This is a genomic window from Nitrosopumilus sp. S4 (assembly GCF_054515835.1).
This window is the reverse complement of the sequence record NZ_CM137258.1, coordinates 430,716-448,152: the sequence shown is the minus strand read 5'-3', so window position 1 is coordinate 448,152 and position 17,437 is coordinate 430,716. Positions and strand designations below refer to the sequence as shown.

General features: G+C 31.0%; 21 protein-coding genes. 13 read left to right on the top strand and 8 right to left on the bottom strand.

Features of this window, described 5'->3' with window-relative positions:
• The first annotated feature begins 193 nt into the window (after nt 1–193).
• Entirely contained in the window at nt 194–862 is a 669-nt protein-coding gene (locus ACX119_RS02455) for a universal stress protein (RefSeq protein WP_459351561.1), read from the top strand.
• Between the two features lie 10 nt (nt 863–872).
• On the opposite strand, the gene ACX119_RS02450 is transcribed toward ACX119_RS02455, so the two are convergent.
• Both ACX119_RS02450 and fldA read right to left on the bottom strand, forming a co-directional pair.
• Nucleotides 873–1,112 carry an Lrp/AsnC ligand binding domain-containing protein gene (locus tag ACX119_RS02450; RefSeq protein ID WP_459351560.1) on the bottom strand — a complete coding sequence of 80 codons (240 nt, stop codon included), beginning with the start codon at nt 1,110–1,112 and terminating at the stop codon, nt 873–875.
• 100 nt (nt 1,113–1,212) lie between these two features.
• The gene (gene fldA, locus ACX119_RS02445; protein ID WP_459351559.1) at nt 1,213–1,737 is read right to left on the bottom strand and encodes a flavodoxin FldA; all 525 of its coding nucleotides are present in this window, start codon (nt 1,735–1,737) and stop codon (nt 1,213–1,215) included.
• 284 nt (nt 1,738–2,021) lie between these two features.
• Here fldA and ACX119_RS02440 point away from each other — a divergent pair, with 284 nt between their 5' ends.
• The 5 genes from ACX119_RS02440 to ACX119_RS02420 all read left to right on the top strand — a co-directional run bounded on the left by ACX119_RS02440 (nt 2,022) and on the right by ACX119_RS02420 (nt 5,378).
• Entirely contained in the window at nt 2,022–2,915 is an 894-nt protein-coding gene (locus ACX119_RS02440; protein ID WP_459351558.1) for a transcription initiation factor IIB, read from the top strand.
• A 21-nt stretch (nt 2,916–2,936) separates the two neighbouring features.
• Nucleotides 2,937–3,740 carry an adenylate/guanylate cyclase domain-containing protein gene (locus ACX119_RS02435; protein WP_459351557.1) on the top strand — a complete coding sequence of 268 codons (804 nt, stop codon included), beginning with the start codon at nt 2,937–2,939 and terminating at the stop codon, nt 3,738–3,740.
• 289 nt (nt 3,741–4,029) lie between these two features.
• Nucleotides 4,030–4,464, top strand: a complete 435-nt coding sequence (locus ACX119_RS02430; RefSeq protein WP_459351556.1) for a universal stress protein — start codon at nt 4,030–4,032, stop codon at nt 4,462–4,464.
• A 142-nt stretch (nt 4,465–4,606) separates the two neighbouring features.
• Nucleotides 4,607–5,119, top strand: a complete 513-nt coding sequence (locus tag ACX119_RS02425; protein WP_459351555.1) for a hypothetical protein — start codon at nt 4,607–4,609, stop codon at nt 5,117–5,119.
• Nucleotides 5,120–5,234: 115 nt separating this feature from the next.
• Complete coding sequence (locus tag ACX119_RS02420) at nt 5,235–5,378, top strand: hypothetical protein (protein ID WP_459351554.1); 144 nt, start codon at nt 5,235–5,237, stop codon at nt 5,376–5,378.
• 322 nt (nt 5,379–5,700) lie between these two features.
• Here ACX119_RS02420 and ACX119_RS02415 read toward each other — a convergent pair whose 3' ends face one another.
• Nucleotides 5,701–5,913, bottom strand: coding sequence for a hypothetical protein (locus ACX119_RS02415; protein ID WP_459351553.1), 213 nt, complete (start codon nt 5,911–5,913; stop codon nt 5,701–5,703).
• A 210-nt stretch (nt 5,914–6,123) separates the two neighbouring features.
• Between ACX119_RS02415 and ACX119_RS02410 the strand changes: the two genes are divergently transcribed.
• A complete protein-coding gene (locus tag ACX119_RS02410; RefSeq protein WP_459351552.1) occupies nt 6,124–7,341 on the top strand; it encodes a CBS domain-containing protein in 1,218 nt (405 codons plus the stop codon).
• A gap of 34 nt (nt 7,342–7,375) precedes the next feature.
• Entirely contained in the window at nt 7,376–8,044 is a 669-nt protein-coding gene (locus ACX119_RS02405) for an HAD family hydrolase (RefSeq protein ID WP_459351551.1), read from the top strand.
• Nucleotides 8,045–8,166: 122 nt separating this feature from the next.
• On the opposite strand, the gene ACX119_RS02400 is transcribed toward ACX119_RS02405, so the two are convergent.
• From ACX119_RS02400 to ACX119_RS02385, 4 genes are all read right to left on the bottom strand, one after another.
• Complete coding sequence (locus tag ACX119_RS02400) at nt 8,167–8,601, bottom strand: universal stress protein (RefSeq protein ID WP_459351550.1); 435 nt, start codon at nt 8,599–8,601, stop codon at nt 8,167–8,169.
• 277 nt (nt 8,602–8,878) lie between these two features.
• On the bottom strand, nt 8,879–9,298 hold the full coding sequence (locus tag ACX119_RS02395; protein ID WP_459351549.1) for a hypothetical protein: 420 nt from the start codon (nt 9,296–9,298) through the stop codon (nt 8,879–8,881).
• A 350-nt stretch (nt 9,299–9,648) separates the two neighbouring features.
• Entirely contained in the window at nt 9,649–11,052 is a 1,404-nt protein-coding gene (locus tag ACX119_RS02390) for a rhodanese-like domain-containing protein (RefSeq protein WP_459351548.1), read from the bottom strand.
• A gap of 49 nt (nt 11,053–11,101) precedes the next feature.
• Nucleotides 11,102–11,782 (bottom strand): hypothetical protein, encoded by a 681-nt coding sequence (locus ACX119_RS02385; RefSeq protein WP_459351547.1) that lies wholly within the window; start codon nt 11,780–11,782, stop codon nt 11,102–11,104.
• Between the two features lie 342 nt (nt 11,783–12,124).
• Between ACX119_RS02385 and ACX119_RS02380 the strand changes: the two genes are divergently transcribed.
• Nucleotides 12,125–12,568 (top strand): universal stress protein, encoded by a 444-nt coding sequence (locus ACX119_RS02380; protein WP_459351546.1) that lies wholly within the window; start codon nt 12,125–12,127, stop codon nt 12,566–12,568.
• 58 nt (nt 12,569–12,626) lie between these two features.
• Here the strand turns inward: ACX119_RS02380 and ACX119_RS02375 are convergent, their stop codons facing one another.
• Nucleotides 12,627–13,538 (bottom strand): TIGR00341 family protein, encoded by a 912-nt coding sequence (locus tag ACX119_RS02375; RefSeq protein WP_459351545.1) that lies wholly within the window; start codon nt 13,536–13,538, stop codon nt 12,627–12,629.
• Between the two features lie 196 nt (nt 13,539–13,734).
• On the opposite strand from ACX119_RS02375, the gene ACX119_RS02370 reads away from it, so the two are divergent.
• The 4 genes from ACX119_RS02370 to ACX119_RS02355 all read left to right on the top strand — a co-directional run bounded on the left by ACX119_RS02370 (nt 13,735) and on the right by ACX119_RS02355 (nt 17,132).
• Nucleotides 13,735–13,908 (top strand): hypothetical protein, encoded by a 174-nt coding sequence (locus ACX119_RS02370; protein WP_459351544.1) that lies wholly within the window; start codon nt 13,735–13,737, stop codon nt 13,906–13,908.
• A gap of 127 nt (nt 13,909–14,035) precedes the next feature.
• Nucleotides 14,036–15,163: a hypothetical protein gene (locus ACX119_RS02365; protein WP_459351543.1), complete on the top strand. Its 1,128-nt coding sequence runs from the start codon at nt 14,036–14,038 to the stop codon at nt 15,161–15,163.
• Between the two features lie 69 nt (nt 15,164–15,232).
• On the top strand, nt 15,233–15,655 hold the full coding sequence (locus ACX119_RS02360) for a universal stress protein (protein ID WP_459351542.1): 423 nt from the start codon (nt 15,233–15,235) through the stop codon (nt 15,653–15,655).
• A 58-nt stretch (nt 15,656–15,713) separates the two neighbouring features.
• Complete coding sequence (locus ACX119_RS02355) at nt 15,714–17,132, top strand: SLC13 family permease (RefSeq protein ID WP_459351541.1); 1,419 nt, start codon at nt 15,714–15,716, stop codon at nt 17,130–17,132.
• Nucleotides 17,133–17,437: the final 305 nt, after the last annotated feature.

Genomic DNA, 17,437 nt, shown 5'->3' with positions numbered 1-17,437 from the left:
TTCCTCTGTAGGGTTTAGTCTTCTTATGAAATGAAGCTGAAAATAACATTAAAAGCTTAATGTCATTAATTAGTAATCATATCCAAATATTTGTAATTTCTCAGAAAATAATTTCATCTCTTTGTGCATTTTATCAAGTAATGGTAAATCCAAATTTATTGGGATTTAATAACTTGTTACATGCAATATTTGTATGAAAAGAATTCTGGTCCCTCATGACCAATCAACTGCATCTGATTTCGCCTTTGAAAAAGCAGTAGATCTTAGTGCAAAATTGCAATCGAATCTCTTTCTTTTAACAATCATCGGAGCTCAAAACAGTACTTCTGGAATGTCTTCAAACATGGCTCGAGTAAAGTTAGATGAGTTGGATACCAAAGCAAGATCATATCTAGAAAAATATGAGAAAAATCAAATTGCAATATTTAATTCTGAACATGTTAAAATTATAATTATAACAAATGATGATGGATATGATTATGTGAGCCCTATGATTAATCCCGATGATCAAATAAACTACATTGTTGAGACTGACGAAAATGGAAATATAGATATAAAAAAATCTCTACAAAGCTTAAGAACAGATTTTAACATATCTAGAATGCTTAATGACGGCGGTAGGCAAATGTCAAATGGCATGAAACAGTTAGGTTTGTTAGGAGGGGAAAGAATTTCATATGAACCTAGTCCGGGAGATAACTATGTCCCAAAAATTATTACCGATGATATGATTCTTGGCAGAGATGGGATGGGGATTGATGGTTCTGCTGTCAAAGATTCCATTACTGTGTTTTCCCAAAAGATCAACACATCAAGAAAAGAATCACTCAATCTTCACTTGTATCCGATGTGTAATTCTTGAACAATATCAATCAATTTTGCATTGTCGCATCCATCAAAGTAAGTGTAGAACGTACATTATCCATTTTTCGAATGTTCCAATTAATAACATTACGTAGATCATCTTTATTGTCATTTTCTACAGTTACGACTATATCATATGCACCAAATGTACCTTGAGCATCTTTAACTGAGTCAATACGAGTTAGATTTTCAATTACATCGCTTTTTTTACCTAATTTACTATTGATCAAAACATACGCAGTTACCATGATACTAGTTATGCTGTAGTTCATATAACTTATGATAAACAATCTAGCTTATTTTCTGATATTAAGCTTGCAAATACAACATGGTTTTGAGAATCTATATTTACAATCCCATTTCGGATTTTATCTGAGTACACCACTGCTTGACTCGTTCTTCAGTGCTTTCAGACTCGCTGTCTTCATCAACAGGTAATCCACAAAACTTTCCATCAATTACACTTTTTGAACCAGTGAAGGTGTATCCATCCGTACTTACATACCCAACCATTTTTGCACCAGCTTTTTGAAAATACCTGTGCAATTCCTCTATAGCATCAACAAAATTATCAGCATATCCCGTTGCATCGCCTAATCCACATATTGCAACTGGTTTGCCCTTAAGATCTAATTGACCGATTTTTTCTAATATTTCATCCCATGCAGTACCAGATCTGTTTTTTTCTTCACCAGTATTCCAAGTTGGAATAGCACAAACAATGCCATCTACCTTTAGAAATGGAGTTAGATCTCCGCCAAGTTCTGAAACGTCCTTAGGATCTGCAGCTGTATCTCCTAATTCGCTTTTTATTTGAGCACAAACTGACTCAGTTTTGCCAGTTTGTGTGCCAAAATAAATTCCAACTACCATACAATCTATTAGTTGTCATGATATTTAACTAAAATTCTTTTCAAGTTTTGAAAAAATATTTCTGAGATTGTAAATTTTTTATCATTGTAATTTAAAAATAAATAAATTTTAACAACATATTCTCATTCTAAGAAATAAGAATAAAATCCACCAAACCAATAACCGTAAAAAGACACATTTATTTTAGAAAATTCAATTGAGATATCAATATATTTTATTTATTGGTAGTATAGATAGAACTAACTTTACTTGGGTTTAAAAGGTAAAAATACGTATTAAATCATATGATGCAAAAATGTCAATTTAATTATTGCAATAAAAGTAATTTGATCACAGATACATTTAATGGAGAAATTTTTTGTGCAGATTGCGGTACAATTATTGAAGATAAATTAGCTAATCATAATGAAATCCCGCTTCATAGTCTAGAGGATTTTATGAGTAAGAGTCAAGTTGGCCCAAAACAATCACTTTCAATGCATGACAAAGGAATGTCATCTATTATTGGAAAAGATAAAGACTCTACGGGCAAATCATTAAGCTCATCTAATAAATCCAGATTCAATAGACTAAGAAGACTAGATAATCGAAGTAAAACAAAAAAATCATCACAAAGATCACTTGTAAAATCTTTGACTTTTCTAAACGGATTAAAAGAAAAGCTAGGCATTTCTGAGAACACGGTAGAAATTACATGTTCATTATTCAGAAAGGCACAAAAACATCAATTGACCAGGGGCAGGAGTTCTAACCATTTAATGGCGGCATCTTTGTATGTATCGTGCAGGCAAACTATGACCCCAAGGAGTCTGGAGGATATTTCCAAGACAGGCGACATTACAAAAAAATATCTGCAAAAATCAGTCAGGGTTTTAATTAATGAATTTAACCTGAAACTGCCTCAATACAGCATATCTTCATTTCTAACTAAATTATCCAATGAACTTGGAATTTCTGAAAAAACAAAACGTTATGCTTTGAAAATATTATCAGATAGTGAAAAATGCGGCTCTGCTACTGGAAAAAATCCAATAGGACAGGCTGCTGCATCACTATACCTTGCATCTGCATTAAATAATGAAAATCTCAACCAAAAAGAAATTGCTGAGATGTCTGGAATATCTTCTGTTACAATACGTCACAGAATAAAGAGCATTAGAAAAGGATTGAATCTATAACTAAGATAACTAAATAAAACTATGAAATCAACTAATCTACAAGAGCAAACATCAATAAAAAACCCCAACATAGTTGACATACTTTTAGGCAGAAAAGAATCCAATGACGCAGTTGATTCTGCTACACTAATAAGAAATGTTCAAGAAAGAATAAACAAATCATTAGAAACTGGATATGAATACACACGAATAGTTGACTCATCAGACAAGTATCTAAGAAAAAGGACATTCCAGCAGTTGAACATGGCAGTATTATATGTAGACCTTGTTGGTTCTACAAAAATGAGCATGGAGTTATCCCCAGAAAAACTATCTACTTTGATAAGTTCCTTTTCACAAGAAATGGCATATGTAATTAATATCCATAATGGGTATGTTCTCAAATTTGTAGGGGATGCTGTGATAGGGTATTTTGTTGAAGATAAGTCAAATTCGTTTAAAATCGTAGATAATGCTGTAGGATGTGCAGAATCCATGATAAAAGTAGTAAAACAAGGCATCAATCCAATACTAATGGAAAAAGGTGGTTTGTCTGAGATTAATGTAAAAATTGGGATAGATTTTGGCAAGACAGTTGTAGTTAGATATGGTGCAGATGAAAAAAGATCACATGTTGACTTGTTAGGGCCAACAATGAATATAGCATCAAAAATTCAAAATCTAGCAGAGCCAAATCAAATTCTTGTTGGTCATGAAATATACAAGAAACTACATCCCAAAATACAGAAATTTTTTATAAACATGACAAAAGCATTTACCGACACCTGGAAACATAAATCAAAAAATTCAGAAGAGACATACCAGATATATCGATACAAATATTGACATACATATTGCAAATTTTTGTCTTTTATAGAATGGGTGTGTAGTTAATACATGTCTTTTAGAAAATGTATTCATTGTGGGAGAGAGTATGAGAGTATACGTAATGACTCAACATGTTCATCTTCATGTGCACGAGAAATAGGCAAATAATCAGTTTATTAAACACAGATAAAGAATAATACAGTTACAATAACACCCTTATGATTATTTTAAAATCTATAAGCTTTGTTAATTAGAATATAATATTTAGCTTACAACACCATATAATTAACAAAATATGAAATAAGATATGTATTTTAAGAATATTTTAGTACCCTTTGATGGTTCAAAATTTTCAAAAAAAGCAATAAATGTTGCAACAGATCTTGCAAAAAAATACAAAAGTAAGCTTACAATTATAAATTGCATAGAGGAATTTTATGTAGGGCGATGGTATAGGGATAACAGAATTGAAGAAGAGTTATTTGCCAAAGAGTACAATACAATAAAAAATGAATTAAAAAAAATAAAACAAAATGCTCAAGAACAAGGAGTTCCAGTAAAAATTAAAATTATAAAAGCACTAGATGTCACGAAAAAAATTACTGATTATTCAAAAAAAAATAGAATAGATTTGATTTTAATGGGTTCACATGGACGCACAGGATGGAATAGATTATTTTTAGGCAGTAAATCCGAGAATATATTAAAAAGTGCCAGTTGTCCAGTTTTAATAATAAAATAATATATTATAATTTTTTTATGAAATAATCATAAGTACAAAACATTTTGATCACATGTAGATATAATGAGAGTTAAGCTGAACATAATAAATTCAGCTAGAATATTAACATAAAATAATATGCCATGATCAAACAAATTACATTATGACCACACAAAAACAAATTAGCGCATCACAAAAAAATATCAAAAGGGCGCAAAAAGTTTGGCAAAATATGACTACTAGGCAGAGAGCACAAAGACAACCTGAAGGGAATTCTAGAAAAGAACCAGGAATGGGAAGTAATGCAGAATATTATCACGTGTTAATTAGACCAAAATCAGAATTTATTACATTTCGTACTCATGATGTAGGGCGATCAGGACATACACAAAGAATTGCGGGAAAGCGTGCTAATGGAAAGTGGGCAACACATGCATGGCTGATAAGTAAAAAAGATGCGTATATTAAAAACAAAATTTTGAAATCAGATTTAACAAAAATAAATAAAATTTTAAAAGAGCTAAGAGGGCCAATTAAAAAAATAAGAGGAGATATTTTTAAGGCAAAACCAAGAAAAAATGTTCCTGAGAAAGACAAACCCACTAAAAAGCAACAAATAGCCAGAAAGAAAAATATCAAAAAGGCGCAAAAGGCTAAAAAAGAAAAACATCTATAAAATCAACAACACATGTGAAAAATATCATTAATGAACAGATTTTTCAAGCTTGATGAGAAAATTCAATTAAAGAGCTTAACTCATTTAATATACCATTGTCTTTCATCATATAATCATGAATCAAATTGATCAAGATATTGTAAAATGCGGCAATTGCGGAGAGGCAATGGGCGAGATAGATATGGGTTCAGATGTCAGTACACCAAGATGCAAAAAATGTGTTGCTAAAAATACAATAGAAGAAAAATCAACTATATAAAACAAAAAAAGATTAGCATTAATGAAATTAATCAAGTACTGTTTCAATCAATAGTTTTTTCACACCCTTATTTTGAAAAATCAGATGGTTATTCTTAATAGATATTTGGGAATTTTTTTTAAAAACATATTCATAGATATTTTTTCTTTCAGAATTATATAATTTAATTTTAGCTTTAGATATTGCAAGAAATGTCTTTAGATTTTCACTTGAGATTTTGCCTAATGATTGCCAATTTTCATCCATTTCATATCGATTGAATTTCTTTATAATTTGTTTTTTATAGAGAATAGGGATTTTAGATTTATTCATGTCTTTAATGTTAATTGGAAAGACAGTAATCAATACTAATTTTCTGATAATCTGTAAAATACCCAGTAAAGAATCCAAATGCAATGAATATTCCAGAAATCATCTTTGATGTACCTGTTAGTGAGGCAAGATCCGCGGTAATCATCTGCTCAGTTTCAGTCATATTTGTAACTAGTTGAGCAAAGCCCGATGGATCGGCTACCTTTTCACATCTCCCCATCAAAAATAATACCTCCCAAATCTTAAAAAAATACCAAAATCATTTAATTTAGATTTTGATGATGCAGATAAATAATTTGGAATGATGTTTGATTGGATATTAGGCATTAATGAAAAGGATCCGTTAGCACAAATAATAGATTCTAAGCTTTAAGTTAGAAAATAAGCTAGGTACATTAGTTTAGGTTATGTATTTTTTTTATTATCATTAGTTATGACATATCAAATAGGAAGAGAGAACCCTAAAAGAGCTAATAAAAAAATTAATTTAATTAATTATTTTAAATCAACAAAAAAATCAGTAATTGAGCCACTTATAAAAAAAACATCAACGTTTAACTCGGAAGGAACCATATCTGAAATATTATCCAAATTAAACGACAACAGAACTGAATGTTTTACTATAAAAAATAATTCATGTTATTTTATCAATAACAGAATGGCATTAAGCAAGAAGAAAAATAACAGATCTATGAAAATCCATCCTCTGATGCAACCAATTCCGTATTTAAGAAAAACAGATACAATTGCAAAAGCAGTAAAGATTTTTTTAAATTATAAAGTTAATTCAATACCTGTTTTAAATAATAAAAAAATATCCGGAGAGGTTAGAATTTTATCAATTTTAGAGAAAATGCTTGAGAATAATTTAACATCAATACCAGCAGATTATTTAAAGCACAGATATACAAAAATTGCATCAAATAAATCAATTAATTCAGTAAGAAGAATGTTAAAAGAAGAGCAGATGGATGTTTTGCCAGTTGAAAAAAAGGGCAAAATAAATCAAATTATTACATCCAACGATATTGTTTCAATTCTCAATACACCGCAAAGAATAGGGACATTAGGAACATTAGGAAAAACAAAAATCAGATCACTTGGAATGCAAATTGCAAATATAGGAACAAAAGAATTTCCAAAATGCGGTACAACCGAATCTCTAGAAGAAATAGTAAAAAAGATACTGGAAAAGGAACAAAATTATTGCGTGTTAACATCCCAATCAAATGAAGATTCTTGGATTACATCTCATGACATCATTGAATTATGTAATAGAAATACAAAAGAACAGATTCCAATATATTTTATAAAAGACAAAAATGAGAAAAACTTAAGGCCATTACTAACCAAACTTAACAAACCACTAGAAAGATTTTCAAAATCAATTGAAAAAATTATCGAGGCACGAATTTCTATAAACAATCAAAAAACAACAGGACTTGAAACACAGTATGAGCAAACATTATTGTTAATCACAAGTAGGAAGCATTATTCTTTTTCCATTAATACATGGTCTATTGAAGAGGGAATTTCAAAGTTTGCAGAAATGATTTTAGAAAAAATTTCTTCTAAAAAATCAAAATCAAGTAAATCAATTAGAAAAACATCAAAATATGAAATTTTAGCAAAAAAAGGAAGCAGAAGTTAATCATAGAAAACAGTTAAGCAAGTAAAGATCGAACATGGTTTTAAAAATAATAATTTTTAATTTTGATGACACATTAATTTCTTCAAATAAACATCACATAGAATCCTTTAAAAAAGCAACAAACAAGCATGGTTTGAACATAGACGAGGAAAAAATAACCAAGCTATTTGGTAAACCAGTAATTGAAATATTGAAACAAACTTTTCCAGACATACCAAAATTAAAATTAGAAAAAATCAAAGAAGAAAAAGAAAGAATTTATAGAAAAATAATCAGAGACAAGAATCCAAATATGTTAAAAGGGGCCAAAAATCTTTTGGGTTTTCTGAAAAAATCCAATTTTAAGACAGGAGTTTTATCTTCAGATTCCAAAAAAAACATAGAATTAGTACTTGAGAAAAATAGAATTTCAAACTGTTTTAACAAAATAATGGGATCAGAGGATGTCAAAAGTCACAAACCCCAACCAGACGGATTGTTAAAAATTGCAAAACAGTTGAAGAGTCAGACAAAAGAGTGTCTCTATGTAGGGGATTCAAAATATGACATGATAGCAGCATCTAAAGCAAACATGATAGGGATTGGTGTTGCTTCAGGACATTATACCAAAGGACAATTAAAATCACATGGTGCAGATATGGTTTTTAATGACTTAGATGAGATGCTTGCAAATATAAAATCAGGTAAAATCCCAAATCAATAAATTCTCAATTATAAACAACAAACAAAAAGAAATCAATAACATAAGAAAACACAATACAAATCAATATTGAATCATATCAAAAAACTTCTATAACATTACAGATTATTGGATATGTGTATCAATCAGGGAATGTATAGAAAGGGACAAGGTGTTTTTGTAAAAACAGCATCCACGGTACTATCATAATACATTCTTTCAGCATGAGTTAACTTCTTGGATCTACACATCACAATAAGATCAACCTTTTCATCTTTTGCATATTTAATAATAGTTTGTGATTCTAAATCACTTTTAATGATTTTAGACATTATGGTAATTCCAAGTTTTGTTGCTTCGTTAATTATTTGTGCATGATGTTTTTTAACGTTATTTTTTTCTTTTTCAATCTCTCGTTTGTCAAATTTTGTTTTAAAAAAACCAAATGTTGCTTTATCTCTAATACAGGTTAACAACAAAATTTTAGAATGATATCCTTCAATTAATGAAAAAACTTTTTTGATAACTTTCTCATTGTTTGGAGTAATATCATAAGGTACTAAAATTTTTTTTAATTGCATAGTTAATAATTAATTTAATTCTATTTAATGATTAAAACATACAAATAGACGGTAAATTTTTCACAAGAACACTAAAGTTATGAAAGCTAACAAATTTTCTTAATGGCTACAAAAAGAAAAATGCTAGATTTCATTATCAGAACTTCATAATGATTAATAAACAATTTGGATTATTTTCTTTGTTTCTATTTTTAAAATGATGAAAAACAAAGTTGAGAATCAGATTATTTTTGAATCATATAAAATAGAAAAATATGAAGAAGATACTCAGATAATACTAAGCTCTTCTTTTTCTAACAGTTCGTCTTGCTGCTCTACCATATGCTGCTTTTGTAACGGCTTGACCTTTTTTGGCAGGTTTCTTTGATAATTTTCTTGGACCTTTACCACTTAGGGTAACTGTTCGTCTTGCTGCTCTACCATATGCTGCTTTTGTAACGGCTTTACCTTTTTTGGCAGGTTTCTTTGATAATTTTCTTGGCTTTGGTTTATTTTTTGATGTTTTGACAGTTCTTGCAGCGGCACGCTTCCATGCAGGTTTTGCGCTAGTTGTTTTCTTTGCAGTTCTAGTTGCTTTCTTTGCAGTTCTAGTTGCTTTCTTTGCAGTTCTAGTTGCTTTCTTTGCAGTTCTAGTTGCTTTCTTTGCAGTTCTAGTTACAGCTTTCTTGACTTTTTTCTTTATTTTTTTAATTGCCAATAAAAGGTGTTATTTCAGATATGTTTTAAGTTAGGACTAATAAATAAAATTGATGATTTGTAAATAAAATGAACCCAGATCAATTCCGTTTTGTAATGTTTTTGAAATGTAATTAATTTTATAGAATCTCAACATGTATTAAAAATTAGTTGGCAATTTTTTATCAATAGTTTGGAATATTTAGTAGAAGAGAAATGTTTAAAATTTTAAATTTTTTTGATTGTTTGTCAATTGTAGATAAATAATACTTTAACACAGCAAAGGGTTCAATTCCACGCAAATTCAGTCACTATTTTAGGGATAGAAATGGAAACAGATTCTATCTTTTATACCGTTGGTAAAGATGAAAATTATGCTCCTGTAATACTGCATCTGTTTGGACCAAGTTCTAAATCAGGAATGTCTGCCAGAGTCAATGGAATTGTTCCCTTGTTTATCTGTATTATTCTCTGATAGTTCATTGGTCTTGGAACCGTAATACTAACTACATGTTTTACAAATTCATCTTTTGATAGTTGCAATACATCATGTTGTTTTGCCTTCTCTATTGTAGTTGAATATACTCCATTTTCAGGCTTTACAGTCACCCCATGATGGGTTGGAAATACCAGAGTTTCAGGCAATAAAGTCAATATCTTGTTGTGCAATGAATCGTAAAGATGATTTGCAAACTCTTCTGCCTGGTCTCGAAGATCTGGCCTTCCTATACTTTCAATAAACAAAATATCACCAGTAAAAACATATTTTTGATTAACCAGATAACAAAGACTTCCAGGAGTATGGCCTGGAGTATGAATTATTTTAATTTTTGAATCTCCAAATAATATTTCGTCTCCATCTTTTAGAAGATTTGTATCTCTATCCCATGTTTCATGTCCACTTTCAAACATTGTAGCACCTGTAATATCTGAGAGTTGTTGAGCTGATGAGATATGGTCAGCATGTTGATGTGTATCTAGTATCTTGACTATCTTTGCGTTTTGTTGCTGTGCAATCTCTTGATATTTTTTTGGTGGAAACAAAGGATCAATTACAACTGCTTCACCTTTTGATATGATCATGTGTGAAAGACAACCTTTTCCGACTTTTTCAATTTGAATTACATCTGGGTTTTGTGTTGCTTTTTTTGAATTAAGAACTTGACTCCATCCAGCAAGACCACCTTCAAGTACATGTGATTGTATGCCATTTCTTGCCAACGCAAATGTTGCAATCATAGCTCTGTTCCCATGAGGACAGATAGTTATGATTTCTTTGTCTTGGGGAATCTTTGAAATTTTTTCAGAAATAAATACATCTGGAAGTGGAATGTTCACACTACCAGGTATTTGAAAATCAGAAAACTCATCCTTGTCTCTGACATCTAGTAAGAATACATTATCATTAGATAGTTTATTCCATAATGTATCAGGTTTGATAGTACCTGGTGGATGACCTTTGACAAGTTCTTTATCCCATCCTTTCATCCCATCTTTTAGAAAATATGCATCTAATCCAAATGAACGCATCATTGAAGAAGTCTCTGATGACATTGCTCCATCTTCATCAATAAGAATAATTTTCACATTTTTTGGAATCTTCGGCATTATGGTTTCTTTTGACTTTGTATCACATACTGCATGAACTGAACCCTCAATATGTCCAGAACTATATGTTTCCAATAATCTTAGATCAAACAATAAGAAAGGTTCTTTTTTCTGAAGAGATGAATACAGTTCATCGGATGTAATGGAGTATTGCTTATCTAATTTCATATTCTATTTTACAGGATTCAACATATCTATTTTATTGGTATTTCTCAAATTATGGATTTGATGATTGAATGTGTTTTTCAATTTTTTCTAATAATTGTTGTTTTAATTCTGGATCATCAATAGCATGTTCAAGCAAGTCTTTCATTAGTAAATGATGTCTATTCATCTCGTCAATTACTTGTTGTTCCATTATAGGATCACTTATTCCTGACATCATCATATCATGCATTGATTGGTGTTGAGTCATACCTGTAGCATTGCCCATCATCATTCCAGAACCCATCATGGTATTTCCCATCATCATTCCAGAACCCATCATGTTCATCATATCTTGATTGTTCATCATTGAACTCATCATACCTTGATTGCCCATCATGTGATTCATCATCTGTTGTTGCATTTGAGGATCATTCATCATAGTATTCATCATAGGACCCATCATCTGATTCATGTGCTGAGGATTTGACATCATCATATCATGCATTTGTTGCATTAATTGAGGGTCATTCATCATAGTATTCATCCATTGGTTCATTTGTTGAGGATCATTCATCATAGTATTCATCCATTGGTTCATTTGTTGAGGATCATTCATCATTTGTTGCATTTGTTGGGAATTCATCATCATAGGGGTTGTTGGAATAGATGATTGTAAAGCAGCATATCCTATTCCTAATCCTGCAAAAAATACACCAACTGCGACACCAATCAAGATTCCCTGACTGACCATGTTATTCAGTAGAATGAATGATAAATAAACTGTCAATGGATTTTCATTATTGATTTTTAAGATATAGAAGGTAATTAGTTCAAACCCAAAAAGATTTGAACCGTTTTTGGGCATCAGAATAGGTTGGCATCAAACGAATTTCACAAAACTCACCCCCAGCACACACTAAAATTTCTTAATCAAATGCAATATTAGGCTCGTAACTAAGCAGACTAGGTAGTTTTTTTCATAAAACATGCTAATTTGGAGTATTAATCACAAAAGACATTAGGATATCGCTGTGAAAAATTTAGAAACCCATGGTTTTAAAGTCACAACAATAAATGAGGTAAATAGGATAAAATGGCAAAAATATTCAAAAATATAGCGGTTGCAATTATTACTCCAGCACACACAAAAAAATCATTTAACATAGGATTAGAGATGGCAAAGAAATTTGATTCAGAATTAACTGTAATTGAATGCATGCACAAGATCCAACCAAAATTGTATTTTTTTGAGACAAAATCTGACAAAAAAATAGCTCAAGCTCAAATTTCAAAACTAAAAAAAGAGTTAGAAATTTGGAAAAAAATTGCAACTGAGAAAGGGGTTAAAATTAAAACAAAGTTTGGATTAACTGATTCTGTTTCACATTGGGTAATTGATTATGTTAAAGAAAATAAAATTGATCTTCTAATTGTAGATTATCCTAAACTATCAATGGTGGAAATGTCGCTTTATGATGATATAATTAATACCATACATCACGAATCCCATTGCCATCTGTTAACTACAAAACAATAACAAACTTTGTATTGTCCAATACTTTGTTTAGACTACCAGTGAATAATTATAGAAATTTTTAAAATTGTGGCTTTAGTGATAAGAATCCCAGCAATATACTCAGCCCAATGAAAATTGTAATTGTAATAATCATGTGTCGTTGAGCTTTTTCTTTTTCGTAAAACTTTCTGGGTGTGACACCACCAATAAAAAATACAACCATCATTCCCAATACCAAACCAATAATGTTAGCTCCAGTAAGAGTCAATGCACTTGAAAAGATTTCAAAATCCCATAAAGCAATTCCTATTCCTGAGACAGCTGCAGGAGGTACTAATGCTGCTGCAATTGCAACACCAACTAATATTCCAGGAATATTTGAGGACATTGCTATTCCTCCAGCAAATCCAAGTGCAATTGCCACTGCTAGAAATACAGGAGAAACAACAGTTCTAGATAGTATTTCATCAGTTAATGGCAAATCTACGAATTGTATAGTAATTCCAGTTACTATTGCACCAGTTGCAATGACTGAAATAAGTAAGATTGATCCTGAAGCCAAGGCCTTGAGCATTTTATCAGTCTTGCCTACTGCAGTGTTAAATGAGAAAGCAGAGATTGGTCCAAGTAAAGGAGAGATAAGCATTGCACCAATAACCAAAGATGCATTGTTAGCAAATACTCCAGCAGTTGCAACTCCAGCTGCTATAACAATCATGAAAAGAAGATTTTTGTTAAACTTTACATTTGGCTCAATTAATGACTCGTATTCTTCTATGAGTTTTTTCTTTTTTACTTTGACTTGTTTTGTATCAAGTTCTTTGATATAATTTGAAAGGTAATCAGATAAGGTGGCTTCAATTGCAAGACTAGTCACGTATAATTCCTTTCGTCTAGTATCGATAATTTTGTTTAATTCATTTGTTAATGCATTGGCCAAAGAATCAGGACATATTCCAGTATAGCGAAGAAGCTTTTCATCTTCTGCCATGGTTAATTCAACGTGAAACGGAATTTTGTATTTTTTAAAAGTAAATACTACACTTTGGCTCTGTTGCTCATAGCAAATAATTTCAATTTTCCTCAATTCTAATCTTGATTAATGGTTTACTTTATGAGTATGATAAACATTTTCAAATATGAAATTCATCTAGTATCTTTATCAACAATGATTGAACATAATAGGCATGAAAGAAACAGTTGATTCGCTAGTCAATGACGTAAAACGCTATTCAGAAGGATTAGTAACTGCTCTAGAAAATAACCGTCATTCAGAGGCTTTTGGCTATGTTCAAGATATGAAAAATTATCTAAAAACTGTTGAAGAATATCTGGAAATGAAAAAAGATATCAAATCATAAACAGTGTGTTCATAATATTAAAACCAAAAATGATAATTACACATCATAATAATATACTTGAATACGAATTATATTCATGAAAAATATAATCTATTTTTTATTCATTATTTTGATATCATTTCCTGCTATGAATATAGCTTTAGCAGACGTATGGGAGATTCAAATTCCAACTGATGCATCCAAAATAGATTCAAAAGCACATTTCATCCCTCTAGAGATTTCCATTAGACCAAATGACATGGTAGTATGGGGAAATGGAGATGGTGCAATCCACACAATTACATCAGGTTCTTTGGAGACAGGTAGTGATGGTAAATTCGATAGTGGTTTTTTAAATCCTGGAAGACAATTTCTCAAAGGATTTGGTGAAGAATATGGAGAATACAAGTATTTTTGTACAATTCATCCGTGGATGACTGGAATTATCAATGTAGTTGATCTTCCTGAAGGTTTTCACGTATTTCATAATGTAGGCTCCAAAGTTGCAGATACATCATTTGATATCCAGTACAAAGTACAGAGAAATTTATCTGAAATCATAGTAGATCCAACAAGAAAAATGCTTGTTTTTAACTTTGTAGGAAAAATCGATAATGATGTATTTATTATTCATCTACCTCAAGAATTGATAAAAAATCCTCAAACAGTATGGGTAGGAAATGAACAAATAATGAATTTTATTTCAGAATCAACAAATGAAATTACAAAGATGTCTATTCCACTTGAGGGACATACATCTCAAGTTAAAATTGTTGGAAGTAGTGTAATTGGAGAAACTCCAAAAAAACCATATTTGTTAATTAATCAGGTTTTTACAACTACCGATAAGAAAGCATACAATCCTGGAGACACCATTACAATATCAGGAGAAATAAAAAATATCAATCAGCTAAACACCATAACTGCAAATATTATTTCACCAGCAGGAGTAACCATTTACTCTAAAGATATTGCGTTGATGGGATCAAGGTTCACTGTGGAGGTAAATACCGAGATTCTGAGGAATTTTGGAGAATATAAAATAGAGTATCAAGGAAAGGATATGAACGCAGCATCAATTCATTTCAATTATGAATTACAAAAAGAAAAGAATCTTTCACCTAAAAAACAAATGCACATGGTTGAGCATGCAAGTGATGTAGTATGTAATGAAGGATTAGAGTTGTTAAAGAAAAAATCTAACGGAAATGCTGTTTGTTTGAGTAAGGACACTGCAAAAATCCTTGTACAGAGGGGATGGGCAGGTTACTTTTAGAATTTTTAACTGAAAATCATTCAATATAATTCCAATGTACTTTAAATTATCAATCGACATACTTGAGCCATGGCAAAATTCAAAAAGATCCTAGTTCCACTTGATGGATCAGCAAATTCAATTAGAGGATTACATAGTGCAGTAGAAATTGCATCAGGATTAGATTCGGAAATTATCGGCTTTCATGTATTTCAGTTACCTCTTGTAAAAGGAGTAAAAATTACAAAAAAAATGAAAGAAGATATGAAGGAAAAAGCTCTTAGGTCAATCAGCCCTGCAATAGAGATTGCAAAAAAAGAAGGAGTTCAATTTACACATCATACAGGATGCGGTCATGTTGGTTCTGAAATTATAAAATTTGCACAAAAAGGTAAATTTGATATGATAATTATAGGTGCAAGAGGAAATGGTTTGTCAAAAGAATCTTTTCTTGGAAGTACTACCAATTACATATTAAATAAATCAACGATCCCAGTTCTCATTGTAAAATGAATGGCATCTAAATGGGAATTAAAATTAGCAAAAAATTGAAAAATGAGAAAATAAAACGATGAAATTTAATCTAAGAAAATTGGGCATGGGTTTAGGACCTTTACTTTTTTTCCTAATCTTATTTATGCCAACACCAGATGGAATGTCAGATTCTGCAAAGGCAGTTTTGGCAATTTCAGTATGGATGATTGTATGGTGGATTACAGAGGCAATTCCAGTATATGCAACAGCATTGTTACCAATTGGATTAATTCCATTACTTGGAGTAATTCCAGTAAAAGAAATTGCAGCAGAGTACATGCATCCAATAATTGTACTGTTACTGGGAATGTTCATGATAGCGCTTGCTATTGAAAAATCAGGATTACACAAAAAAATTGCATTTGAATTAATTTCATTATTTGGATATTCTCCAAAAAGAATAGTATGGGGATTTATGATTACAACAGCATTACTTTCAACAGTAGTGATGAGTACTACGGTAGTTTTGATATTACTGCCAATTGCAGGCATAATTTTAACTGCATTATCTAAAACAAATTTTTCAACAACAAAATTCAAAGTTATTTTCATGTTATCAATAGCATACTCATCATCGATTGGAAGCGTAGCAACTTTAATTGGAGCTCCGCCAAACCTACTTTACGCAGCAACAGTAATGGAAATGTTTTCACACAAAGTAACATTTGCAGAGTGGTCTATGCTTGGAGTACCACTTGCATTTTCAATGCTGATTCTTTGTGGTCTATACATGAATATGCATATTGGTAAAAACAAATTTGAAACAACATCTGAAATCAAAAAAACAATACTTGTAGAAAAATCCCAAATAGGAAAAATGACGGTGGAGCAAAAGACGGTTTTATGTGTTCTAATCGGAGTATTGGTTTTAATGTTTACAATACCTTTATGGCAACCCGAAGGATCTTTTATTACAAATTCAGTAATTGCAATTTTAGGAGGAATTTCTCTATTCATTCTTCCAAAAACACGTTCTGAAAGTTTGATGAATTGGGCAGGTATTGAAAAGCTTCCATATGGATTGTTATTTTTACTCGGAGGTGGATTTGCATTGTCTCTAGCATTTGTAGATTCAGGGTTAGCAAATTGGATTGCTCACTCATTCTCATTTGTTGGTAATTATCCATTTGAATTAGTAATTGTAATTTTGGTTGCAATGATCATGTTTCTGACAAATGTTAAATCAAATACTGCAACTGCAGCAATTTTTATTCCCATTGTAGGAACTATGGCGATTTTAAATGGATGGACTCCACTACCAGTTTTGTTTGCAATAACAGTTGCAACATCATTTGCATTTCTTTTACCCATGGGAACTCCACCAAATGCTCTGATTTACGAAAAAGCACAGATTTCAATTAAAGCAATGGTAAAACATGGAATAGTTCTCAATATGATGGCAATTGGATTGATTTCTGCATTTACAATATTGATTTCAACGAAAATTCTAGCTTGAGAAACAAATTAGGATTCAGGGTGTTTAGGTACATGAATTATGAATTTCAATACGCTTAAGTTGACACAGAATTCAGACACATATGAACTGTCATCAAAAAAGTGAAGCCCATGTTTGGAGGTATTCAAAGCACAACAAAATACGTAGATGTACAAAGTGTAAAACTCGAATTCCAATAACTCAAAAAGAATTTGAGTCAAAATGGGGCAAAAAAACTAGTAAATCGGTATAAGATTTTGTAATTTTTCAAAGTAATGGAATAACAAGACCAATTTAGAAAATTAGGCCAGTACAAATAGAGCTAC

What these genes read in the sequence shown, in the direction of transcription:
- ACX119_RS02455 (WP_459351561.1), top strand. Translation starts at nt 194, where the DNA reads ATGAAAAGAATTCTGGTCCCTCATGACCAATCAACTGCATCTGATTTC.
- ACX119_RS02450 (WP_459351560.1), bottom strand. Translation starts at nt 1,112, where the DNA reads ATGGTAACTGCGTATGTTTTGATCAATAGTAAATTAGGTAAAAAAAGC.
- fldA (WP_459351559.1), bottom strand. Translation starts at nt 1,737, where the DNA reads ATGGTAGTTGGAATTTATTTTGGCACACAAACTGGCAAAACTGAGTCA.
- ACX119_RS02440 (WP_459351558.1), top strand. Translation starts at nt 2,022, where the DNA reads ATGATGCAAAAATGTCAATTTAATTATTGCAATAAAAGTAATTTGATC.
- ACX119_RS02435 (WP_459351557.1), top strand. Translation starts at nt 2,937, where the DNA reads ATGAAATCAACTAATCTACAAGAGCAAACATCAATAAAAAACCCCAAC.
- ACX119_RS02430 (WP_459351556.1), top strand. Translation starts at nt 4,030, where the DNA reads ATGTATTTTAAGAATATTTTAGTACCCTTTGATGGTTCAAAATTTTCA.
- ACX119_RS02425 (WP_459351555.1), top strand. Translation starts at nt 4,607, where the DNA reads ATGACCACACAAAAACAAATTAGCGCATCACAAAAAAATATCAAAAGG.
- ACX119_RS02420 (WP_459351554.1), top strand. Translation starts at nt 5,235, where the DNA reads ATGAATCAAATTGATCAAGATATTGTAAAATGCGGCAATTGCGGAGAG.
- ACX119_RS02410 (WP_459351552.1), top strand. Translation starts at nt 6,124, where the DNA reads ATGACATATCAAATAGGAAGAGAGAACCCTAAAAGAGCTAATAAAAAA.
- ACX119_RS02405 (WP_459351551.1), top strand. Translation starts at nt 7,376, where the DNA reads ATGGTTTTAAAAATAATAATTTTTAATTTTGATGACACATTAATTTCT.
- ACX119_RS02400 (WP_459351550.1), bottom strand. Translation starts at nt 8,601, where the DNA reads ATGCAATTAAAAAAAATTTTAGTACCTTATGATATTACTCCAAACAAT.
- ACX119_RS02390 (WP_459351548.1), bottom strand. Translation starts at nt 11,052, where the DNA reads ATGAAATTAGATAAGCAATACTCCATTACATCCGATGAACTGTATTCA.
- ACX119_RS02385 (WP_459351547.1), bottom strand. Translation starts at nt 11,782, where the DNA reads ATGGTCAGTCAGGGAATCTTGATTGGTGTCGCAGTTGGTGTATTTTTT.
- ACX119_RS02380 (WP_459351546.1), top strand. Translation starts at nt 12,125, where the DNA reads ATGGCAAAAATATTCAAAAATATAGCGGTTGCAATTATTACTCCAGCA.
- ACX119_RS02375 (WP_459351545.1), bottom strand. Translation starts at nt 13,538, where the DNA reads ATGGCAGAAGATGAAAAGCTTCTTCGCTATACTGGAATATGTCCTGAT.
- ACX119_RS02370 (WP_459351544.1), top strand. Translation starts at nt 13,735, where the DNA reads ATGAAAGAAACAGTTGATTCGCTAGTCAATGACGTAAAACGCTATTCA.
- ACX119_RS02365 (WP_459351543.1), top strand. Translation starts at nt 14,036, where the DNA reads ATGAATATAGCTTTAGCAGACGTATGGGAGATTCAAATTCCAACTGAT.
- ACX119_RS02360 (WP_459351542.1), top strand. Translation starts at nt 15,233, where the DNA reads ATGGCAAAATTCAAAAAGATCCTAGTTCCACTTGATGGATCAGCAAAT.
- ACX119_RS02355 (WP_459351541.1), top strand. Translation starts at nt 15,714, where the DNA reads ATGAAATTTAATCTAAGAAAATTGGGCATGGGTTTAGGACCTTTACTT.